Annotated in this window: 13 protein-coding genes; 1 reads left to right on the forward strand and 12 read right to left on the reverse strand. The window is 63.2% G+C overall.

The features are described from left to right. Positions 1 to 167 precede the first annotated feature (167 nt). Positions 168 to 2012 carry an aminopeptidase P family protein gene (locus NKH60_RS01315; protein WP_352767760.1) on the forward strand — a complete coding sequence of 615 codons (1845 nt, stop codon included), beginning with the start codon at positions 168 to 170 and terminating at the stop codon, positions 2010 to 2012. On the opposite strand, the gene NKH60_RS01320 is transcribed toward NKH60_RS01315, so the two are convergent. The 12 genes from NKH60_RS01320 to NKH60_RS01375 form a co-directional block, all read right to left on the reverse strand. Beyond that, a complete protein-coding gene (locus tag NKH60_RS01320; protein ID WP_352831203.1) occupies positions 2002 to 2892 on the reverse strand; it encodes a LysR family transcriptional regulator in 891 nt (296 codons plus the stop codon). The genes NKH60_RS01315 and NKH60_RS01320 overlap by 11 nt on opposite strands. Before the next feature lie 316 nt (positions 2893 to 3208). Continuing rightward, positions 3209 to 3505, reverse strand: a complete 297-nt coding sequence (locus NKH60_RS01325; protein WP_352501052.1) for an AzlD family protein — start codon at positions 3503 to 3505, stop codon at positions 3209 to 3211. Continuing rightward, positions 3502 to 4230 carry an AzlC family ABC transporter permease gene (locus NKH60_RS01330; protein WP_352501053.1) on the reverse strand — a complete coding sequence of 243 codons (729 nt, stop codon included), beginning with the start codon at positions 4228 to 4230 and terminating at the stop codon, positions 3502 to 3504. Before NKH60_RS01330 ends, NKH60_RS01325 begins: the two co-directional genes overlap by 4 nt. Before the next feature lie 122 nt (positions 4231 to 4352). Continuing rightward, positions 4353 to 5045 (reverse strand): DUF2461 domain-containing protein, encoded by a 693-nt coding sequence (locus NKH60_RS01335; RefSeq protein WP_352831205.1) that lies wholly within the window; start codon positions 5043 to 5045, stop codon positions 4353 to 4355. Beyond that, entirely contained in the window at positions 5045 to 7252 is a 2208-nt protein-coding gene (gene ligA, locus NKH60_RS01340) for an NAD-dependent DNA ligase LigA (RefSeq protein ID WP_352831206.1), read from the reverse strand. Before ligA ends, NKH60_RS01335 begins: the two co-directional genes overlap by 1 nt. 242 nt (positions 7253 to 7494) lie before the next feature. Beyond that, the gene (gene recN / locus NKH60_RS01345; RefSeq protein WP_352471568.1) at positions 7495 to 9168 is read right to left on the reverse strand and encodes a DNA repair protein RecN; all 1674 of its coding nucleotides are present in this window, start codon (positions 9166 to 9168) and stop codon (positions 7495 to 7497) included. Between the two features lie 13 nt (positions 9169 to 9181). Beyond that, entirely contained in the window at positions 9182 to 10051 is an 870-nt protein-coding gene (locus NKH60_RS01350; protein WP_352501057.1) for an outer membrane protein assembly factor BamD, read from the reverse strand. A gap of 204 nt (positions 10052 to 10255) precedes the next feature. Beyond that, on the reverse strand, positions 10256 to 11203 hold the full coding sequence (gene lpxC / locus NKH60_RS01355) for a UDP-3-O-acyl-N-acetylglucosamine deacetylase (protein ID WP_352471566.1): 948 nt from the start codon (positions 11201 to 11203) through the stop codon (positions 10256 to 10258). A gap of 279 nt (positions 11204 to 11482) precedes the next feature. After that, positions 11483 to 13153 (reverse strand): cell division protein FtsZ, encoded by a 1671-nt coding sequence (ftsZ, locus tag NKH60_RS01360; RefSeq protein WP_254818983.1) that lies wholly within the window; start codon positions 13151 to 13153, stop codon positions 11483 to 11485. A gap of 68 nt (positions 13154 to 13221) precedes the next feature. Next, entirely contained in the window at positions 13222 to 14529 is a 1308-nt protein-coding gene (gene ftsA, locus NKH60_RS01365) for a cell division protein FtsA (protein WP_352471565.1), read from the reverse strand. Beyond that, positions 14526 to 15467: a cell division protein FtsQ/DivIB gene (locus NKH60_RS01370; protein WP_352501059.1), complete on the reverse strand. Its 942-nt coding sequence runs from the start codon at positions 15465 to 15467 to the stop codon at positions 14526 to 14528. The genes ftsA and NKH60_RS01370 overlap by 4 nt, the downstream gene beginning before the upstream one ends. Continuing rightward, positions 15455 to 16381, reverse strand: a complete 927-nt coding sequence (locus tag NKH60_RS01375) for a D-alanine--D-alanine ligase (protein ID WP_352471563.1) — start codon at positions 16379 to 16381, stop codon at positions 15455 to 15457. The genes NKH60_RS01370 and NKH60_RS01375 overlap by 13 nt, the downstream gene beginning before the upstream one ends. Positions 16382 to 16497: the final 116 nt, after the last annotated feature.

Below are 16497 nucleotides of genomic sequence, written 5' to 3' on the forward strand. Positions count from 1 at the left end.
CTCCACATTAAGAAGGTAAGCTCCGCTGACGCTTTTTGAAATCGTCGATTCTGCATGGCGTCCATGCGCAAAGAGACACGCAGCAACCGGGAATGATCGGTCCGAAAATCGATTCCGATTTTCGAAGTCATGCGCTACGGTCGCGCCAGCATTCGAGGAGAGCCGACATGTTCCAGACCTTCGATTCCGCCGGCGATCCGGCCGTTGGCAAGCCGCGCGTGGCAATGCTGCGCCAATGGTTGGCGGCGAACGGGCTGGATGGCTTCATCGTGCCCCGTGCCGACGAGCACCAGGGCGAATATGTCGCCGACCGCTCGGCACGGCTGAAATGGCTGACCGGCTTCAGCGGCTCGGCCGGCGTCGCCATTGTGCTTGGCGAGCGCGCCGTCATGTTTGTCGACGGGCGCTACACGCTGCAGGTGCGCCAGGAGGTCGACCTCGACATCTTTTCGATCGAGAGCCTTGTCGACAACCCGCCGGCCAACTGGATCAAGGATAATCTCGGCAAGGGCGTGCGGTTGGGCTTCGATCCGTGGCTCCATACGATCAGTGACGTCAAGGCGCTGAAGGCCTCGGCCGAGAAGTCCGGCGCGACTTTGGAGCCGCTCGAACAAAATCCAATCGACGCCATCTGGCAGGACCAGCCCGGGCCGCCACTGGCGCCGGTCGAGATCCACCCGATCGGCTTTGCCGGCGAACTGGCCAAGGACAAGCTGGTGCGGCTGGCAGCGGCCATCGAGAAGGACGGCGCCACCCATGCCGTGCTGACCGACCCCTCCTCCATTGCCTGGGCGTTCGACATCCGTGGCGGCGACGTACCGCACACACCGCTGGCGCTCGGCTTTGCCGTGCTCGCCGCCGACGGCTCGCATCTGCTTTTCATGGATCAGCGCAAGTTTTCGCGCACCGTCGCGGCCTACCTGACGCAGCTCGCCGAATTGCACGACCCAGGTGAATTCGAAACGGCAATCGTCACCCGGGCCAAGGGCGGCGCAAAAATCGCGCTGGACCCGGTTCTAGCGGCGGACAAGCTCAGGATGCTGGTCGAGGATAATGGCGGCACCGTCATTGCCGTGCCCGATCCGGCCCGCATTCCACGCGCAACAAAGAACAAAGCTGAGATCACCGGCGCACGCGCCGCACATCGCCGCGACGGCGCCGCGGTCGCCAAGCTGCTGTGCTGGCTCGACCGCCAGAAGCCCGGCACGCTCGACGAAATCGCCGTTGTCACCAGGCTTGAGGAGACGCGCCGTCAGACCGGCGAAGAAACGCAGATGCCGCTGCGCGACGTATCGTTCGATACCATCTCCGGCGCTGGTCCTAACGGCGCCATCATGCACTACCGCGTCTCCCGCGCCACCAATCGCAAGCTGGGGGATGGCGAGCTGTTCCTGCTCGATTCCGGCGGGCAGTACCAGGACGGCACCACCGACATCACCCGCACGGTTCCGATTGGCGCGCCAACCGAGGAGATGCGCGAGCGCTTCACGCTGGTGCTGAAAGGCATGATCGGCATCTCCATGCTGCGCTTCCCCCAGGGCACGCGCGGCTCCGAAATCGATGCAGTGGCGCGCCTGGCGCTATGGAGACACGGCTGCGATTTCGCCCATGGCACCGGGCACGGTGTCGGCTCCTATCTTGCCGTGCACGAGGGCCCGCAGCGTATCGCCAAGACCGGCACCGAAAAGCTGCTGGCCGGCATGATCGTCTCCAACGAGCCCGGCTATTACAAGGAAGGTTCCTACGGCATCCGCATCGAGAACTTGATTCTGGTGACACCGGCCGAGGCAATCGAGGGCGGCGACATCGCCATGCACGGCTTCGAGACACTGACGCTGGCGCCGATCGACAAGCGGCTGGTCCGATCGGACCTTTTAACCCGCGACGAGTTGCATTGGCTTGACGAATACCATGCGCGCGTACTGGCCGAGATCGGACCGATGCTCGACGGCGAAACGCTGGCCTGGCTGGAAAAGGCAACCGCGCCGCTGCCGCACGACTTCAAGCAATAGCCGCGGCGGCAACGCCGGTTGACAGGCTTTGCTCCGCAAGCAGTGCCTGCAAAGCGGTGACGTTGGGAGAACCGGCTCCCTTGCGCCAGAACAACACCGTGACGGCATTGTCTTCGTCAGCGGGCAGTTCGTGCAGCTTTAGCCAGCGGCTTTCCGGAAAACCCGAAAGCACGCTTTTCGGCATCAGCGCTATGCCCATGCCAGCCACCACGCAACCAAGGATGGCATGGTATGAACCAAGCTCGATGGTTTTCTCGGCCATGAACCCTCTACGCGCGTACCATTGTTCCAGCCGCTTGCGGTGCGGGCAGCCGTGCTCGAAGGCTATCATGGTTTTGGGCATGTCCAGGTGGTCTTCGACCGAAACGCGCGATGCCGCCGAGACAATGACCAGCTGCTCATGGAATGCCGGCAGCTTTTCGAACGGAACGTCGGCGATCGGCTCGGCGGCGAAGGCTGCATCGAGTTCGCCGGCAAGCATGGCGGTCGCGAGAACCTGCGGATTGCCGGTGCGCAACTGGATTTCCACTTCGGGATAACGTGCGTGATAATCGGCGAGCAGACAAGGAAGCCGTGCCGCGGCCGTGCTCTCCATGGCACCTAGGCGAAGCGTGCCGCGCGGGCGTGGATCGAGCATCGCTATTCGCGCCTCCTCCGCAAGCGCCAGCAGCCGATCCGCATAGCCGACCAATTTGTGACCGGCCGGCGATACGTGCAGGCGCTTGCCCTCCCGGATAAACAGCTGCACGCCGAGATCCTCCTCGAGCTGCCGGATGCGTGTGGTCACGTTCGACTGCACGCGAAACAGTTTTTCCGCCGCCTTGGTGATTCCGCCCTCGCGCACCACCGTGCGGAAGATGCGCAGATCGGCCAAATCCATACATCTCTCCTGGAGAACATAACGATCTTAATTATTCATTTTAACTGATTATGCCTTTCCCGTAAATCGCCGGTGTAGCTGCCGCTCAACACGGCAAACCAGGGGAGATGGAAATGTCGCGTAAGCCCTTCGGCATCCAGCCGACCGATCTAAGCGCATTGACGCCGAAGCAGCACGAAGCGCTCTATACCGACGCCGTGCGTCGCGCCCACCAGGAGAGATCGGAGGCGGTCCGGCTGAGCCTGTCGCGGGTCGGCGCGGCAATAGTCGCTGCGGTAAAGCGCATGTGTGCTCTCGCCGCCAAGGCAAAAGTCGATCAGCCGACGAGCTGCCGGGCGAGGATCAGCACGGCAGCACCCGCCAGGAACATCGCCATCAGGCCGCCACGCAGCGAGACCAGGCCGGCGACGATCAAGGCTGCCCATTCCGCCGGCCCGGCACTCACGGCCGCCGGCGCCACCAGCGTCGTCAGCACCGCCGCCGGAACGGCGCTGAGCCCGGCTTCGACGCGCGGATGGATATGATCGAAGCGGGAGATCACCAGATGACCGCCGATGCGGGTCAGATAGGTCGCGATCGAAGCGGCGATGATGATCCACAAGGTCGTGCTCATGGCCGTGCCCCCACGCCGCTGTGGCGGGGCGGCAGGATGACGGCGAGCAGCACGCCCGCCAGCGCACCTATGGAGACATGCCAGGGCGAGCCGACCGTTTTGTATGCAATAATGGAGGCGGCAGCGCTGGCGACGACCACCGGCAGCCACAGCGGCCGCTTGCGGAAGCTCATGACCAGGCCGAGAAAATAGATCGGCAGCAGGAAATCGATGCCCAACGCATGGGTGTCGGGAATAAGCTTGCCGAACATCGCGCCGAGCGCGCTTTCGATGACCCAGAACACATAGACCGGCAGCCCAAGGCCCATATACCAGGTGAACCCGACGGTCTCGCCGGCCTCCGCCTTGCGCTCGGCCACCGCGAACTGCGGATCGGTCAGCACAAAATAGCCTATCGCCTGCTGCACCAGCGGCCAATGCGCAATGCGCCGGCCGATGCCAGCCGAATAGAGCACATGGCGAAAATTCACGGCGAAGATCGACAGCACGATCAGCCACGGCGCGACATGCTGGCCGAACAGCTCGATGCCGACCATCTGGCTGGCGCCGCCGAACACCGTTGCGCTCATCAGGAACGCTTCGAGCACGGAAAACCCGTTGTCGACTGCGAGCGCTCCGAACAGCAACGCAAACGGCGCCGACGCCACCACGACGGGCATGCTGAGCCGCACGCCGTCCCAGAAATCGCTTTTCGCTCCGTTTTCGGAGATTGCTTCCGCCGACATCGATCGCTCCTTGGGAACGGCCGTATGTAGAGAGAGCGGCCCGGCTTGTCACACCAATTTGCTTGAGGCAAACGATCAGCGGAAATGATGGCTGAAGCGTCGCGGCAAGCTCGCTTCCGAGCCTAGCGCGGCGAAGCCTTGCCTTCGATCGCCCTGCCCCAGTCAAGCAGCGGTTTTGCCAGCATGACGAAGTCGACGAGTTCGTCGACCAATCCAGCTCCGTAGATATCCGCCGGCTCGATCGCGTGCCGGACGGCAAAATGCCGGTTGCGGATCGCGGTAGCGAGATCGGGCTCGGCGATATGCTCGAAGCCGCGCGGCGTGCGCTTCATGCAGCCGTCCGGGTCGAGCTCGAGACCATTCTTCTTCAGCGCCGCGACGAGGGTGCGGAATTCAGCGGGCCGCTTCGCGATCGCGTTGCGCAGCGCCAGCAATAGGTCCGGTCCGGGCTGCCACCAGGCGACGGCAGCAAAGCAGCGATCGAGCCCGATATGGACGTAAAACACGCCCTGTTCCATCTTGGTGCCGTCGGGCGAAAGGATCGCCGACAAATGCTGGTTGTAAGGCCGTTTGTCCTTGGCAAAACGCACGTCGCGATTAATCCGGAACAGCGATTTCTTGCGGTCGCCGCGCAGGCCGAGCCCCAATGCCGTGAAGCGCTCGGAGAGCGTCTCGACCAGATCGCCGAAGGGATCGCGCAGGTCGCGCTCAAAAAGATCGCGGTTTTCCAAAAACCACTCCCGGCTCTGATGAAAATCCAGCGCCTTGAGGAAGGGAATGGCCTTTTGCCCAAATCCATTGAACGCAGCCGCCATCACCCGCCCTTGCCAATCCGCTGCAGCCAGGTGTCCTCGTCGATCACCTCGATGCCGAATTTGGTCGCGTCCTTCAGCTTGGAACCGGCGCCCGGGCCTGCCACCAGGAGATCGGTCTTCGCGGAAACAGAGCCGGCGACCTTCGCGCCGAGACGTTCAGCCATCGCCTTGGCCTCGGGGCGCGTCATCTTTTCCAGCGTGCCTGTAAACACGATTGTCTTGCCGGCGACCGCACTATCGGCTGAGACGTTCACAATGTACGGCTTCGGGTGGATCTGTGTGAGCAGCGCTTCAAGCACGGCGTCGTTGCGTTCATTGCCGAAGAAATCGCGAAGCGCGCCTATCACGGTATCGCCGATGCCGTTGATTGAAGGAAAAACGGTGTGTGGATCGGCTGCTGCTGCTGTCTCCTTGCCAATGCGGATCAACTCCTCGATCGTCGAGAAGGTTCGGGCGAGCACAGCGGCCGTCGTTTCGCCGATATGGCGGATGCCCAGCGCAAAGATGAAGCGATCGAGTTCGGGTTCGCGGCGGGCGTCGATGGCAGCGAAGAGCTTGTCGAGGCCGTCATAGTTGCGTTCCTCGACGCTGCGTACATTCTTGCGCGTTTTGCCCGATGCGGCCTCACGCTGCCTGGCCTGCTCCTCCCGTCGCTCCGCCAGCGCCTTGGTGACGGCGGGACGGCGGTCCCGGAGGGTGAAGATATCGGCGGCAGTCTTGACCAACCCGGCATTGAAGAACAGGTCTATGTTTTCAGCGCCCAGGCCTTCGATATCCATGGCGCCGCGCGACACAAAGTGGCGTAATCCTTCCACGGCCTGCGCGGGGCAGATCAGCTCGCCGGTGCACCGTCGGCGGGAATCCTCCTTGCCGGTCTTCTCGTTGATCTCGCGCGTTGCGGGTGAGCCGCAGATCGGACATTTGTGCGGGAATTCGTAGGGCACGGCATCTGGCGGACGCTTGTCGACGACGACGCTGACGATCTGCGGAATGACGTCCCCCGCCCGCTGGATGACCACCGTGTCGCCGATACGGATGTCGTTGCCGTCGCGGATCGGCTGGCCGTTGCTGTCCAGACCCTTGATGTAGTCTTCGTTGTGAAGCGTGACATTTTCGACCACGACGCCGCCGACCGTGACGGGCGCAAGCCGGGCAACGGGCGCCAGCGTACCGGTACGGCCGACCTGAATGTCGATCCTGAGCACGGTCGTCATCGCCTGTTCGGCCGGAAATTTATGAGCGATCGCCCAGCGTGGTTCGCCGGTGACGAAGCCCCATCTGCGCTGCAACTCCAATTGGTCGACCTTGTAGACGACGCCGTCGATGTCGTAGCCGAGCGATGAGCGCTGGGCCTCGATAAGGTGATAATGCGCGATCAGTTCGTCGACCGACTTTGCCCGGACCATCAGCGGACTGACCTTGAACCCCCACTCCGCGAATTTTTGCACGGAATCGTATTGGGTCGGAGCTGGATCCTTTGAAGTATAGCCCCAGGCGTAGGCAAAGAATTTGAGGTTGCGGCTGGCGGTAACGGACGGGTCCTTCTGGCGCAGCGATCCGGCCGCCGTGTTACGCGGATTGACGTAATCCTGGCCGCCTATCGCCGCCGAACGCTGCTTCAGCGCCTCGAATTCCGCGTAGGTCATATAGACCTCACCGCGTATTTCGATGACCTCGGGCCAGTCCGGTCCCTTCAAGGTCTTGGGAATATCGGCGATGGTCTTGAGATTGGCGGTGATGTCCTCGCCGACGACGCCGTCGCCGCGCGTTGCGCCCTGCACGAACACACCGCCTTCATACCGCAGGGAAGCCGATAGCCCGTCGATCTTCGGCTCAGCCGTGAAGGCGATGTTCAGCTCCTTGTCGCGATCAAAGAATCGCCGGCCCCGTTCTATGAAGTCCGCGACGTCCTGGTCGGTATAGGCCTTGGCGAGGCTGAGCATCGGCACCGCGTGGCGCACCTTTGCAAAACCTTCCGCCGGCGGCGCGCCGACCCTGCGTGAGGGCGAATCCTCGCGCACAAGATGCGGGAACTGCTGCTCGATGGCGAGGTTGCGCCGGGTCAGCGCGTCATATTCCGCATCCGTGATTATCGGCGCGTCCTCGCCATGGTAGCGCCGGTCGTGCTCGGCGATCTCCTGCGCCAACCGCTTCAACTCGCTTGCCGCCTCGCTTTCGCTGAGCGAATCGACTGGTTTTTCGTCCATGCACTGCTCCCTCCACGGTGGCGCGACACAATAGAACAGGATTTTCTCATGAGGGAGAGACCAGACACAGAAAATCATTCCTGAACAGCAGGATGGCGCCATACCCTGACTCAGGTCACGAGCGCCGGAAACGAACTCGCCTGGAGCAATTCCAGGAAAAGTGTGAAACGGTTTTCCGTCCGGAACTGCGCAGAAACAAAGAGGTAGAGCGGTTCGGCGTTTCGGTGAAACGATGAACAGCTCTACGCTGCCGCGGTGTTCTCCCGCAGCAGCCGCTCGGCCGCCGCACGCGCCTCGTCGGTGATGGTGGCGCCGGCGAGCATGCGTGCGATCTCTTCCTGCCGTGCCGCCCGGTCCATCTCGGCGATGCCGGTCGAGACCCTGTCGGCACCGCCCGATTTGGAGATCAGGAAATGCGTCGCCGCGCGCGCCGCCACTTGCGGTGCATGCGTGACCGAAAGCACCTGCACGCGTTTTGCCAGCCGCGCCAGCCGCTGGCCGATGGCGTCGGCAACCGCGCCGCCGACGCCGGTGTCAATTTCGTCGAAGACCAAGGTCGGCGCCGACCCGCGATCAGCCAGCGCGACCTTCAACGCCAGCAGGAAGCGCGAAAGCTCGCCGCCGGAAGCGACCTTCATCATAGGGCCGGGCCTGGTGCCGGGATTGGTCCGCACCCAGAACTCGACCTGGTCGATGCCTTCTTCCATGCGGCTCTCGGCATCGCTAGCGATCTCGACGATGAACTCGGCGCGTTCGAGCTTCAGCGCCGGCAGTTCGGCCATCACCGCCTTGCTCAGCCCGACAGCCGCCGCATGGCGAAGCGACGACAGCTGGGCCGCTGCAATGTCATAGGCCTGGCGCGCCGCCGCAGCCTGTTTCTCCAGCGCCTGCAGGCGCTCTTCGCCGGCGTCGAGATCGGCAAGGTCGGCAGCCATGGTGTCACGCAATTGCGCCAGGTCATCGACGGCGACGCTGTGCTTGCGCGAGGCGGCACGCAGCGAAAACAGCCGCTCCTCAGCCTTCTCCAGCCGCTGCGGATCATATTCGGTGGCGCGAAGTGCTGCTTCGACGCCCGACTGCGCCGCGTCGAGCGACAGCATCGCCTCGTCGAGCGACTTGACGACATCCTCGAGCAGCCCGGGCGCTTCGGTGACCTTGCGCTGCAGCCGCCTGAGCAGGCTGGCCAGTTGCGGCAAGGGCGAGGACGGACCCGAGAGCACATCCTGCGCATCATGGATTTCCGAGGCGATCTTTTCGGCACGCATCATCAAGGCGCGCAATTCGGCCAGCTCGGTCTCTTCGCCAGGTTGCGGATCGAGCCTGGTCAATTCGGCGACCGCTGCACGCAGATAATCGGCCTCACGGGCAGCTGCTTCGACTTTGGCCCGGTGCCGTGAAAATTCCTGCTCGCAGGTACGCCAATGCCGCCACGCCTCGCCGGTTCCCCGAGCAGCGCCGAGATGGCCGCCGAAACTGTCGAGCAACTCGCGATGGGCGCCGGGATCGACCAAAGCGCGCTCGTCATGCTGGCCGTGGATCTCGACCAGCGCACGGCCGATGTCGCGCATCAGCGTCACGCTGGACGGCTGGTCGTTGACGAACACGCGCGTGCGGCCGTCAGCCGTCTGGACGCGGCGCAGGATGATTTCGCCGTCGTCCTCGATGGCATTCTCGGCAAGCAACATGCGAGCCGCGTGGTTGCGCGGCACGTCGAACACGGCGATGATCTGGCCTTGTGCCGCGCCATGCCGCACCAGCGAAGCGTCGCCGCGGGCGCCAAGCGCCAGCGACAAGGCGTCGAGCAGGATAGATTTTCCGGCGCCGGTTTCGCCGGTAAGGACCGAAAGGCCGGACGAGAAGTCGATGTCCAGCTTCTCGATCAGAACGATATCGCGGATCGACAGTCTGGAGAGCATGGTGACGCGCCGCTCAGGCGCCGGTGATCAGCTTCCCGGCCTTGGAGATCCACGATCCGGCATTCTCGCGCGGCTCGAGCCCACCACTCTGCAGGAGCTTGTAGGAGTCCTTGTACCACTGGCTGTCGGGATAGTTGGTGCCGAGCACGGCCGCAGCGGTCTGGGCTTCCGACGTCAGCCCCATCGCATAGTAGCTCTCGGTCAGACGCGCCAGCGCTTCCTCGACATGACGTGTGTTGGAATAGTTCTCCACGACGTTGCGGAACCGTTTAACGGCCGCGATGTATTCGCGGCGCTCGAGATAGTAGCGGCCGATCTGCATCTCCTTGCCGGCGAGCTGATCGTTGGCGAAGCGGATCTTCTCCTTGGCATCGTCGACATATTCGGAAGTCGGCCAGCGCGTTACCAGATCCTGCATCGTCTGCGCGGTAAGACGCGCTTCCTTCTGGTCCTGGGTGACGTCCTTGATCTGGCGGTAGTAGCTCAGCCCGATAATATATTGGGCATAGGCCGCATCGTCGGTCGACGGGTAGAGGGTCAGGTAGCGCTTGGCCGAACCGATCGCCTCATCGTAATTGCCCTGACGGTAGTCGGCAAAGGCACCCATCACCATCGATTTGCGGGCGAATTCGGAATATGGATGCTGGCGGTCGACGGCATCGAACTTGCGGCTTGCCTCCTGCAGTCGCCCGGCATTCAGATTGGCGAGACCCTGATTGTAGAGCACGTCGGCCGGCTCGGTCTGATCGACATAGGTCGACAGATCGACGTCCTTCTCGGACGACATGCAGGCCGACAGAAACAGCGATGGAACGACCACCGAAAGCGCCAGGAAAACAGCCCGCCGCGGCGCCTTCGATTGACCAACTCGCTTGAAAAACATGTTTGGATTCCGCCCTTTCGGCGTCATTTCAGTCGACGGCAGCAGCCATAAACCATAATTGCCTTGCCCGGCAACGCTATCCCCGGCCAATCGCACATTTTTGTGGCGCTTTGGCGCTACCTGGAAAGCTGTGTAATTTGGCAGGCCGGTGATGCATCCATGCAACACAGCTTGACCGCAACGGGAGCCGCAAGACCTTAAGAATCAGATCATCCAGGGCGCATAGAGGGGTGCGTTGACGGCGCTCATCTCCGCGGTACGCCCGCGCTCGCGGCGCGTCGTCTCAACGATCTCGAAAGCCGAACGGTCGGACAAGAGACGGCGCAGCGCAGCTGCGTTCAGCCTGTGGCCGCCACGATAGGAGCGGAAGCAGCCGATGAACCGGGCACCGGCGAGCGCCAGGTCGCCCATCGCATCCATCGTCTTGTGGCGCGCGAACTCGTTGGGATAGCGCAGGCCTCCCATATTGATCACGCGGTTGTCGTCGCCGATCACCAGGGAGTTTTCCAACGAGGAGCCGAGCGCATAGCCGGCCGCCCACAGCCGCTCGACGTCCTTCATGAAACCGAAAGTGCGGGCCCGCGCGACGTCACGCCGGAAAATGTCGGCGTTCATGTCGGATGCAAAAAGCTGGCGCCCGATCGCCGGGCTTTCGAAATCGATCTCGATCTCGAAGCGCGTGCCATCATAGGGCCGGAACTCCGCCCAGCAGGCGCCGTTCTCGATGCGAACCGGCTTGACCACCCTGATGTAGCGACGCTTGACCGGCAGCGTTTCGACGCCTGCCTGGTCAATGGCCTCGATGAACATCACTGCGCTACCGTCGAGGATAGGCACCTCATGGCCGTCGATTTCGATGACGAGATTGTCGATCCCAAGCCCGAAAAGCGTCGCCATCAGATGCTCGACCGTGGCAATGTGCTCGCCCTGCGGATCGCCGAGCATCGTGCAGAGGTCGGTGGCACCGACCTCGGAAACGAGCGCGCGAAATTCGTGGCTTCCGCTTGCATTCGAAAGCTGGAAGACGACACCCGTATCGGCGTCCGCCGGCAGGAAATGGACGGTGACCGGATTGCCACTGTGAACGCCGATGCCGGTCAGCGTCGCACGCGATTTAAGTGTCGTCTGATAGTCGTGCAAAACAATCCCCATAGCCCATGCTGCCTAGGTCGGCTTCATCTGCCCTGAGGGCGCGGCTCTTGATTGATCGGCAGGCAGGGCCACTTCCCCGAGACTCCCAGCAAACCGACTTTGGTCGGTGGCGAAGATAATGGTCCCGCAGGGAGACTCCAAATCACGGTTTCTTACTCGTTGTAACCGCGCTCCAGCGCGGGATTGCCGCATAAGTCCTTGTTTTGAAATTGCTTTTAATTTTAACAGGCGAACAGTTTCCTGCTCGCCTGTTAACAACTGTTACGAACCGTTAACAGATCAATTGGCTTGTCGGCGCAGGAAGGCGGGAATCTCCAACTGATCGTCTTCCTGGACAGCCCGGCTCTGCGGCGTCAGGCGGCCCTGCTCGTCCAGCTGGCCGCGGCGCGGTGCGTAAAGCTGCGGATCCTGGCTGGCTAGGCGGCGCACTTCCGCCGGCGCCTGGCGCAGTTTCGGTTCGCGAGGCTGCGCCGGCTGCAGTCTTGCAGGCTCCTCTTCGCGGCGGGTCAAGCCGTTGGTCAGGCGCTTGAGCAACCCCATCGGGCCGCTGTTCTCGTGGTCGGCGGGGCGGGCCTTGGCTTCCACTTCGGCCTTCACCTGCGGCGGGAAATCCTCGACCCGCGGCATGCGCTGGGGTGCCGCGGCAACCGGCTGCGGCATTTCACGATGCGGAGCGGGCTGCATCGCTTGCTGAACCGCTGGCTGCATCATTGGCTGCGGTTGAGCGGGAGGCGCCTGGAAAATCTTGCTCTGCGGACGGAAGTCTTCCGCATGCGCGACCGGTGCCGGGCGGGCCTGCGCCATCGCTGCCGCATTCGCTTCGGCGAGCTGAATGGCCTCGGCGACCGGGTCGGCAGCACGTGGTTCATAGATTGGTTGCTGGACAGGCGCCGGGCGCATTTCCGTGACCTGGGCCGCCGGGCGGCTGACCGGCTTCGGCGGAGCCGCGCGGATGGCGATCGGCGCGGCAGCGATTTCGGCCGCCGATTTGTCGATGCCGGTGGCGACCACCGACACGCGGATGACGCCTTCGAGTTCCTCGTCGAAGGTGGCGCCCAGAATGATGTTGGCGTCCTGGTCGACCTCTTCGCGAATGCGGGTTGCCGCCTCATCGACTTCGAACAGGGTCAGGTCACGGCCGCCGGTGATCGAGATCAGCAGGCCCTTGGCGCCCTTCATCGAGGTCTCGTCGAGCAGCGGGTTGGCGATGGCGGCTTCCGCCGCGGCCATTGCGCGGCCCTCGCCCGAAGCCTCGCCGGTTCCCATCATCGCCTTGCCCATTTCGCGCATGACCGAGCGGACGTCGGCGAAGTCGAGATTGATCAGGCCTTCCTTGACCATCAGGTCGGTAATGCAGGCAACGCCCGAATAGAGCACCTGGTCGGCCATCGCGAAGGCATCGGCGAAGGTGGTCTTGTCATTGGCCAGCCGGAACAGGTTCTGGTTGGGAATGACGATCAGGGTATCGACGCATTTCTGCAGTTCCTCGATACCCATGTCGGCCGTCTTCATGCGGCGCTGGCCTTCGAAGTGGAACGGCTTGGTGACGACGCCGACGGTGAGGATACCCTTTTCGCGGGCAGCGCGGGCAACGACGGGAGCCGCCCCGGTGCCGGTGCCGCCGCCCATGCCGGCAGTGACGAAGCACATATGCGTGTTGGAGAGATGATCGATGATCTCGTCGATGCATTCCTCCGCCGCCGCGCGCCCGACTTCAGGCTGCGATCCGGCGCCGAGACCTTCGGTGACATGCGCGCCGAGCTGGATCAGCCGCTCGGCCTTCGACATCGTCAGTGCCTGCGCGTCGGTGTTGGCCACCACGAACTCGACGCCGCGCAAGCCGGCGGTGATCATGTTGTTGACGGCATTGCCGCCGCCGCCGCCGACACCGAACACGGTGATGCGCGGCTTGAGCTCGGTGATGTCCGGCTTCTGCAGATTGATGGTCATTGTCTCCGTCCTTTGCCTTTCCCGCCGCTTCGCCGCCGCGGCCGCCTATGGGGCTGTCCCCGTCAAAATTAAAAACTGTCTCTCAACCACTGACTCATTCGATGCAGTTTTCCGCCTGTTCCGGTCATCCGAAGACCGGAAATTCCCTTCGCCGGCCGGCTCTCGAAGCTCGCCATCTGTGGATAGATCAGAAGTCCGACCGGGGTCGAGAAAGCCGGCCCCTTGGCCGCCTCGGGCAAGCCTGCCACGCCAAGCGGGCGTCCGATGCGCACATTGCGGCCGAGAATGCGGCGTGCTGCTTCTGGCAGGCCGGCAAGCTGGCTGGCACCGCCGGTCAGCACCACACGCTTGCCGACGGCGTTGCCGTAGCCGGATTTGTTCAGCCGGTCGCGCAACAATTCCAGCGTCTCGTCGATGCGGGCGCGGATGATGCGCGTCATCACCGAGCGCGGTATCTGCAACGGCACCTCGCCGTCCTCGCCGATCGGATGGATGGAAACCAGGTCGCGGTCGTCGGCACTGCCAGGCAGCGCCGAGCCATGCATCACTTTCAGCCTTTCGGCGGCATCGAGCGAGGTCGACAGGCCCTTGGCCATATCCAGCGTGACGTGGTTGCCGCCGATCGCGATGGCATCGCCATGGACGAACTTGCCTTCCGAAAACACCGAGATCGTCGTCGTGCCGCCGCCCATGTCGATGCAGGCTGCGCCCATTTCGAGCTCGTCGTCGACCAGCGCAGCAAGCCCGCTGGCATAGGGCGTCGCCACCATGCGTTCAACCGACAGATGCGAGCGGTTGATGCAGAGCTCCAGATTGCGCAAGGGCGCTGCGTCGCCTGTCAGCACGTGCATGTCGACGCCAAGCTGGTCGCCAACCATGCCGCGCGGATCGCGCACACCGCGCTCGGCATCCAGCGAAAAGGCTACGGGAAGCGAATGGATCACCTCGCGCTCGGCCCGCAACGCCTGCTTGGCGCCGGCGGCAAGCACGCGCTTGATGTCGGCCTCGTCGGCCTCATGGCCGCCGAGATTGATGGTGGCCGAAAAAGCCTCGCTCTTCAGCCGGCCGGCAGTCATGTTGACGATCAGCGAATCGACCGTCAGTCCCGCCATGCGTTCGGCGGCGTCGACGGCAAGACGGATGGCGTGCTCGGCACGGTCGAGATCGATGACGACGCCGGATTTCACGCCTTGCGATTTCTGGTGGCCGATGCCGATCACCTGGACGCGATGCGAGCGTCCGCGCAGCAGCTTGCCATCCTCGCGCGGCTTGAGTTTGGCCACCACGCAGCAGACCTTGCTGGACCCGACATCCAGCACCGTCAGGATGCCGGACCGGCGCGACGAGGCATCGCTATTGCCGCCAAGCCAGCTCATATCTTCGTCTCCGGCTTGGGCTTCAGCATCTTGGGCTTTTCGTCGAGCGCGGCTTGGCGCTGTGTCGCCGCTTCCGGCGTCAACTGGACGACCAGACGATCGGAAAGGCGCATGTCGACGGCGGCGATGTCGCGCGTCAAAAGCCCGTTCTCGTGATCCATCCTGACCAGGTCGGCAATCGCCTGATCCTCACCGTCTTCGGGAAGCTTGATCGTGATGCCGTTTTCAAGCTTGAGATCCCAGCGCCGTTCGCCGATGCGGATGTAGCCCTTGATCCGCGCGGCGAGCTCCGGATAATTCTTGATCTTGGCCAGGAAATCCGGCGCTGTGGCCGGCGCGCCGGTGCCGATGATCAGCGGGAGCAATATCTGCTTGCCGCCGGAGAACGGCGCAATGACGGTGCCGGATTTCTCGATGACCGAAAGCGCGCTGCCTTGCTGCCACAACGCGAACGGCTCGCGCTCCTCGACGCGCACTTCCAGCGTATGCGGGTAGACCTTGCGCACTGCCGCGGCTTCGACCCAGGGTAGCGTGGTGATGCGTTCGCGCGCCGCTTCGGCATCGAAGCCGATCAGCGAGGTCCAGCCGTCGAGTTCCAGCCTGTCGAGAATATCGATCTCGGACGTTTCGCGGTTGCCGACGACCTTGACCTGGTCGACGGCAAAGCCGGTGCGGGCGGTGACACTCTGGACGATGGCGTCGGAATATCCGCCGAGATAGGCGCCATAGGCACTGCTCGAAACAAGCAGTGCCGCCGACAGCATGGCAGCGCAATAGGGCGGCGCTTCGAAGTCGCCTTCGCCGAGGCGCGCCAGCACACGCACCGGCCGGCGGAGCAGGCGCGGCAGCACGAAATGGTCGAACGACAACGGCATGCCGAACAGCGCCGGCCCGGCCGCGCCCTTCCCCTTGCCCTGTCCCCACTTCAACGCAGACACGAAGCGTCCTCCACCATCCAACTCAACAAATCGCCGAACGAGTGTCCCGCTTGCGCGGCGATTTCCGGCACCAAAGACGTCGGCGTCATGCCCGGCTGGGTGTTGACCTCGAGCCAGACAATTTCGCCGTTTTCGGAGTGACGATCGTCATAACGGAAGTCCGACCGGGAAACGCCCCGACAGCCGATAGCTTGGTGAGCCTTGAGCGTCAGTGTCTGTATTTTTTGGTAAATATTCGGTGAAAGTTTTGCCGGGCATTCGTGTTTTGATCCGCCCGCGACGTATTTTGAATCATAGTCGTAGAAGGAATGGCCGGTCGGGATGATCTCGCAGACACCGAGCGCCACATCGCCCATCACCGCGCAGGTCAATTCCCGCCCGTGCACATAACGCTCGACCATCACCGTATCGCCATATCTCCACTCGGACGAGCCGATGATCTGCGGCGGATGCGACTGGCCTTCATGGACGATGACGACACCGAAGCTCGACCCTTCGTTGACCGGCTTGACGACATAGGGCGGCTTCATCGGGTGCTTGTTCTGGATGGCGAAGCGATTGGCCACCTTCGATTCCGCCACCGGAATGCCTCCCGCCTTGGCGACCTTCTTGGCCTGTTCCTTGTTCATCGCGAGCGCCGAGGCAAGCACGCCGGAATGGGTGTACGGAATGGCGAGGTACTCGAGGATGCCCTGGATGGTGCCGTCCTCGCCGAAGGGGCCGTGCAGTGCGTTGAAGACGACGTCGGGCTTGAGCGCGCTGAGCACCGAGCCGATATCGCGCGAGACGTCGACGCGGGTGACCTGGTAGCCCTCTCCCTCGAGCGCATCGGCGCAGGCCTTACCCGACGACAGGGACACGGGCCGCTCGGACGAGAATCCCCCCAGAAGGACGGCCACATGCTTGCTTGTCATTCCCCGTCATTTCCTCTCACAGCAGGCCTGCACCATCGTGCATGCCCCGAAAAGCATCGCGCGCACTCAAATGCGCCCGAGCAACTTCGCTCCCGTGTTTCCGCAACATTGAGTCC

This window comes from Mesorhizobium sp. M1006, from assembly GCF_040318825.1.
GTDB lineage: Bacteria > Pseudomonadota > Alphaproteobacteria > Rhizobiales > Rhizobiaceae > Mesorhizobium.

Excerpts from the sequence above, each read along its gene's own strand:
- NKH60_RS01315 (WP_352767760.1), top strand. The coding sequence starts at position 168 with ATGTTCCAGACCTTCGATTCCGCCGGCGATCCGGCCGTTGGCAAGCCG.
- NKH60_RS01320 (WP_352831203.1), bottom strand. The coding sequence starts at position 2,892 with ATGGATTTGGCCGATCTGCGCATCTTCCGCACGGTGGTGCGCGAGGGC.
- NKH60_RS01325 (WP_352501052.1), bottom strand. The coding sequence starts at position 3,505 with ATGAGCACGACCTTGTGGATCATCATCGCCGCTTCGATCGCGACCTAT.
- NKH60_RS01330 (WP_352501053.1), bottom strand. The coding sequence starts at position 4,230 with ATGTCGGCGGAAGCAATCTCCGAAAACGGAGCGAAAAGCGATTTCTGG.
- NKH60_RS01335 (WP_352831205.1), bottom strand. The coding sequence starts at position 5,045 with ATGGCGGCTGCGTTCAATGGATTTGGGCAAAAGGCCATTCCCTTCCTC.
- ligA (WP_352831206.1), bottom strand. The coding sequence starts at position 7,252 with ATGGACGAAAAACCAGTCGATTCGCTCAGCGAAAGCGAGGCGGCAAGC.
- recN (WP_352471568.1), bottom strand. The coding sequence starts at position 9,168 with ATGCTCTCCAGACTGTCGATCCGCGATATCGTTCTGATCGAGAAGCTG.
- NKH60_RS01350 (WP_352501057.1), bottom strand. The coding sequence starts at position 10,051 with ATGTTTTTCAAGCGAGTTGGTCAATCGAAGGCGCCGCGGCGGGCTGTT.
- lpxC (WP_352471566.1), bottom strand. The coding sequence starts at position 11,203 with ATGGGGATTGTTTTGCACGACTATCAGACGACACTTAAATCGCGTGCG.
- ftsZ (WP_254818983.1), bottom strand. The coding sequence starts at position 13,153 with ATGACCATCAATCTGCAGAAGCCGGACATCACCGAGCTCAAGCCGCGC.
- ftsA (WP_352471565.1), bottom strand. The coding sequence starts at position 14,529 with ATGAGCTGGCTTGGCGGCAATAGCGATGCCTCGTCGCGCCGGTCCGGC.
- NKH60_RS01375 (WP_352471563.1), bottom strand. The coding sequence starts at position 16,381 with ATGACAAGCAAGCATGTGGCCGTCCTTCTGGGGGGATTCTCGTCCGAG.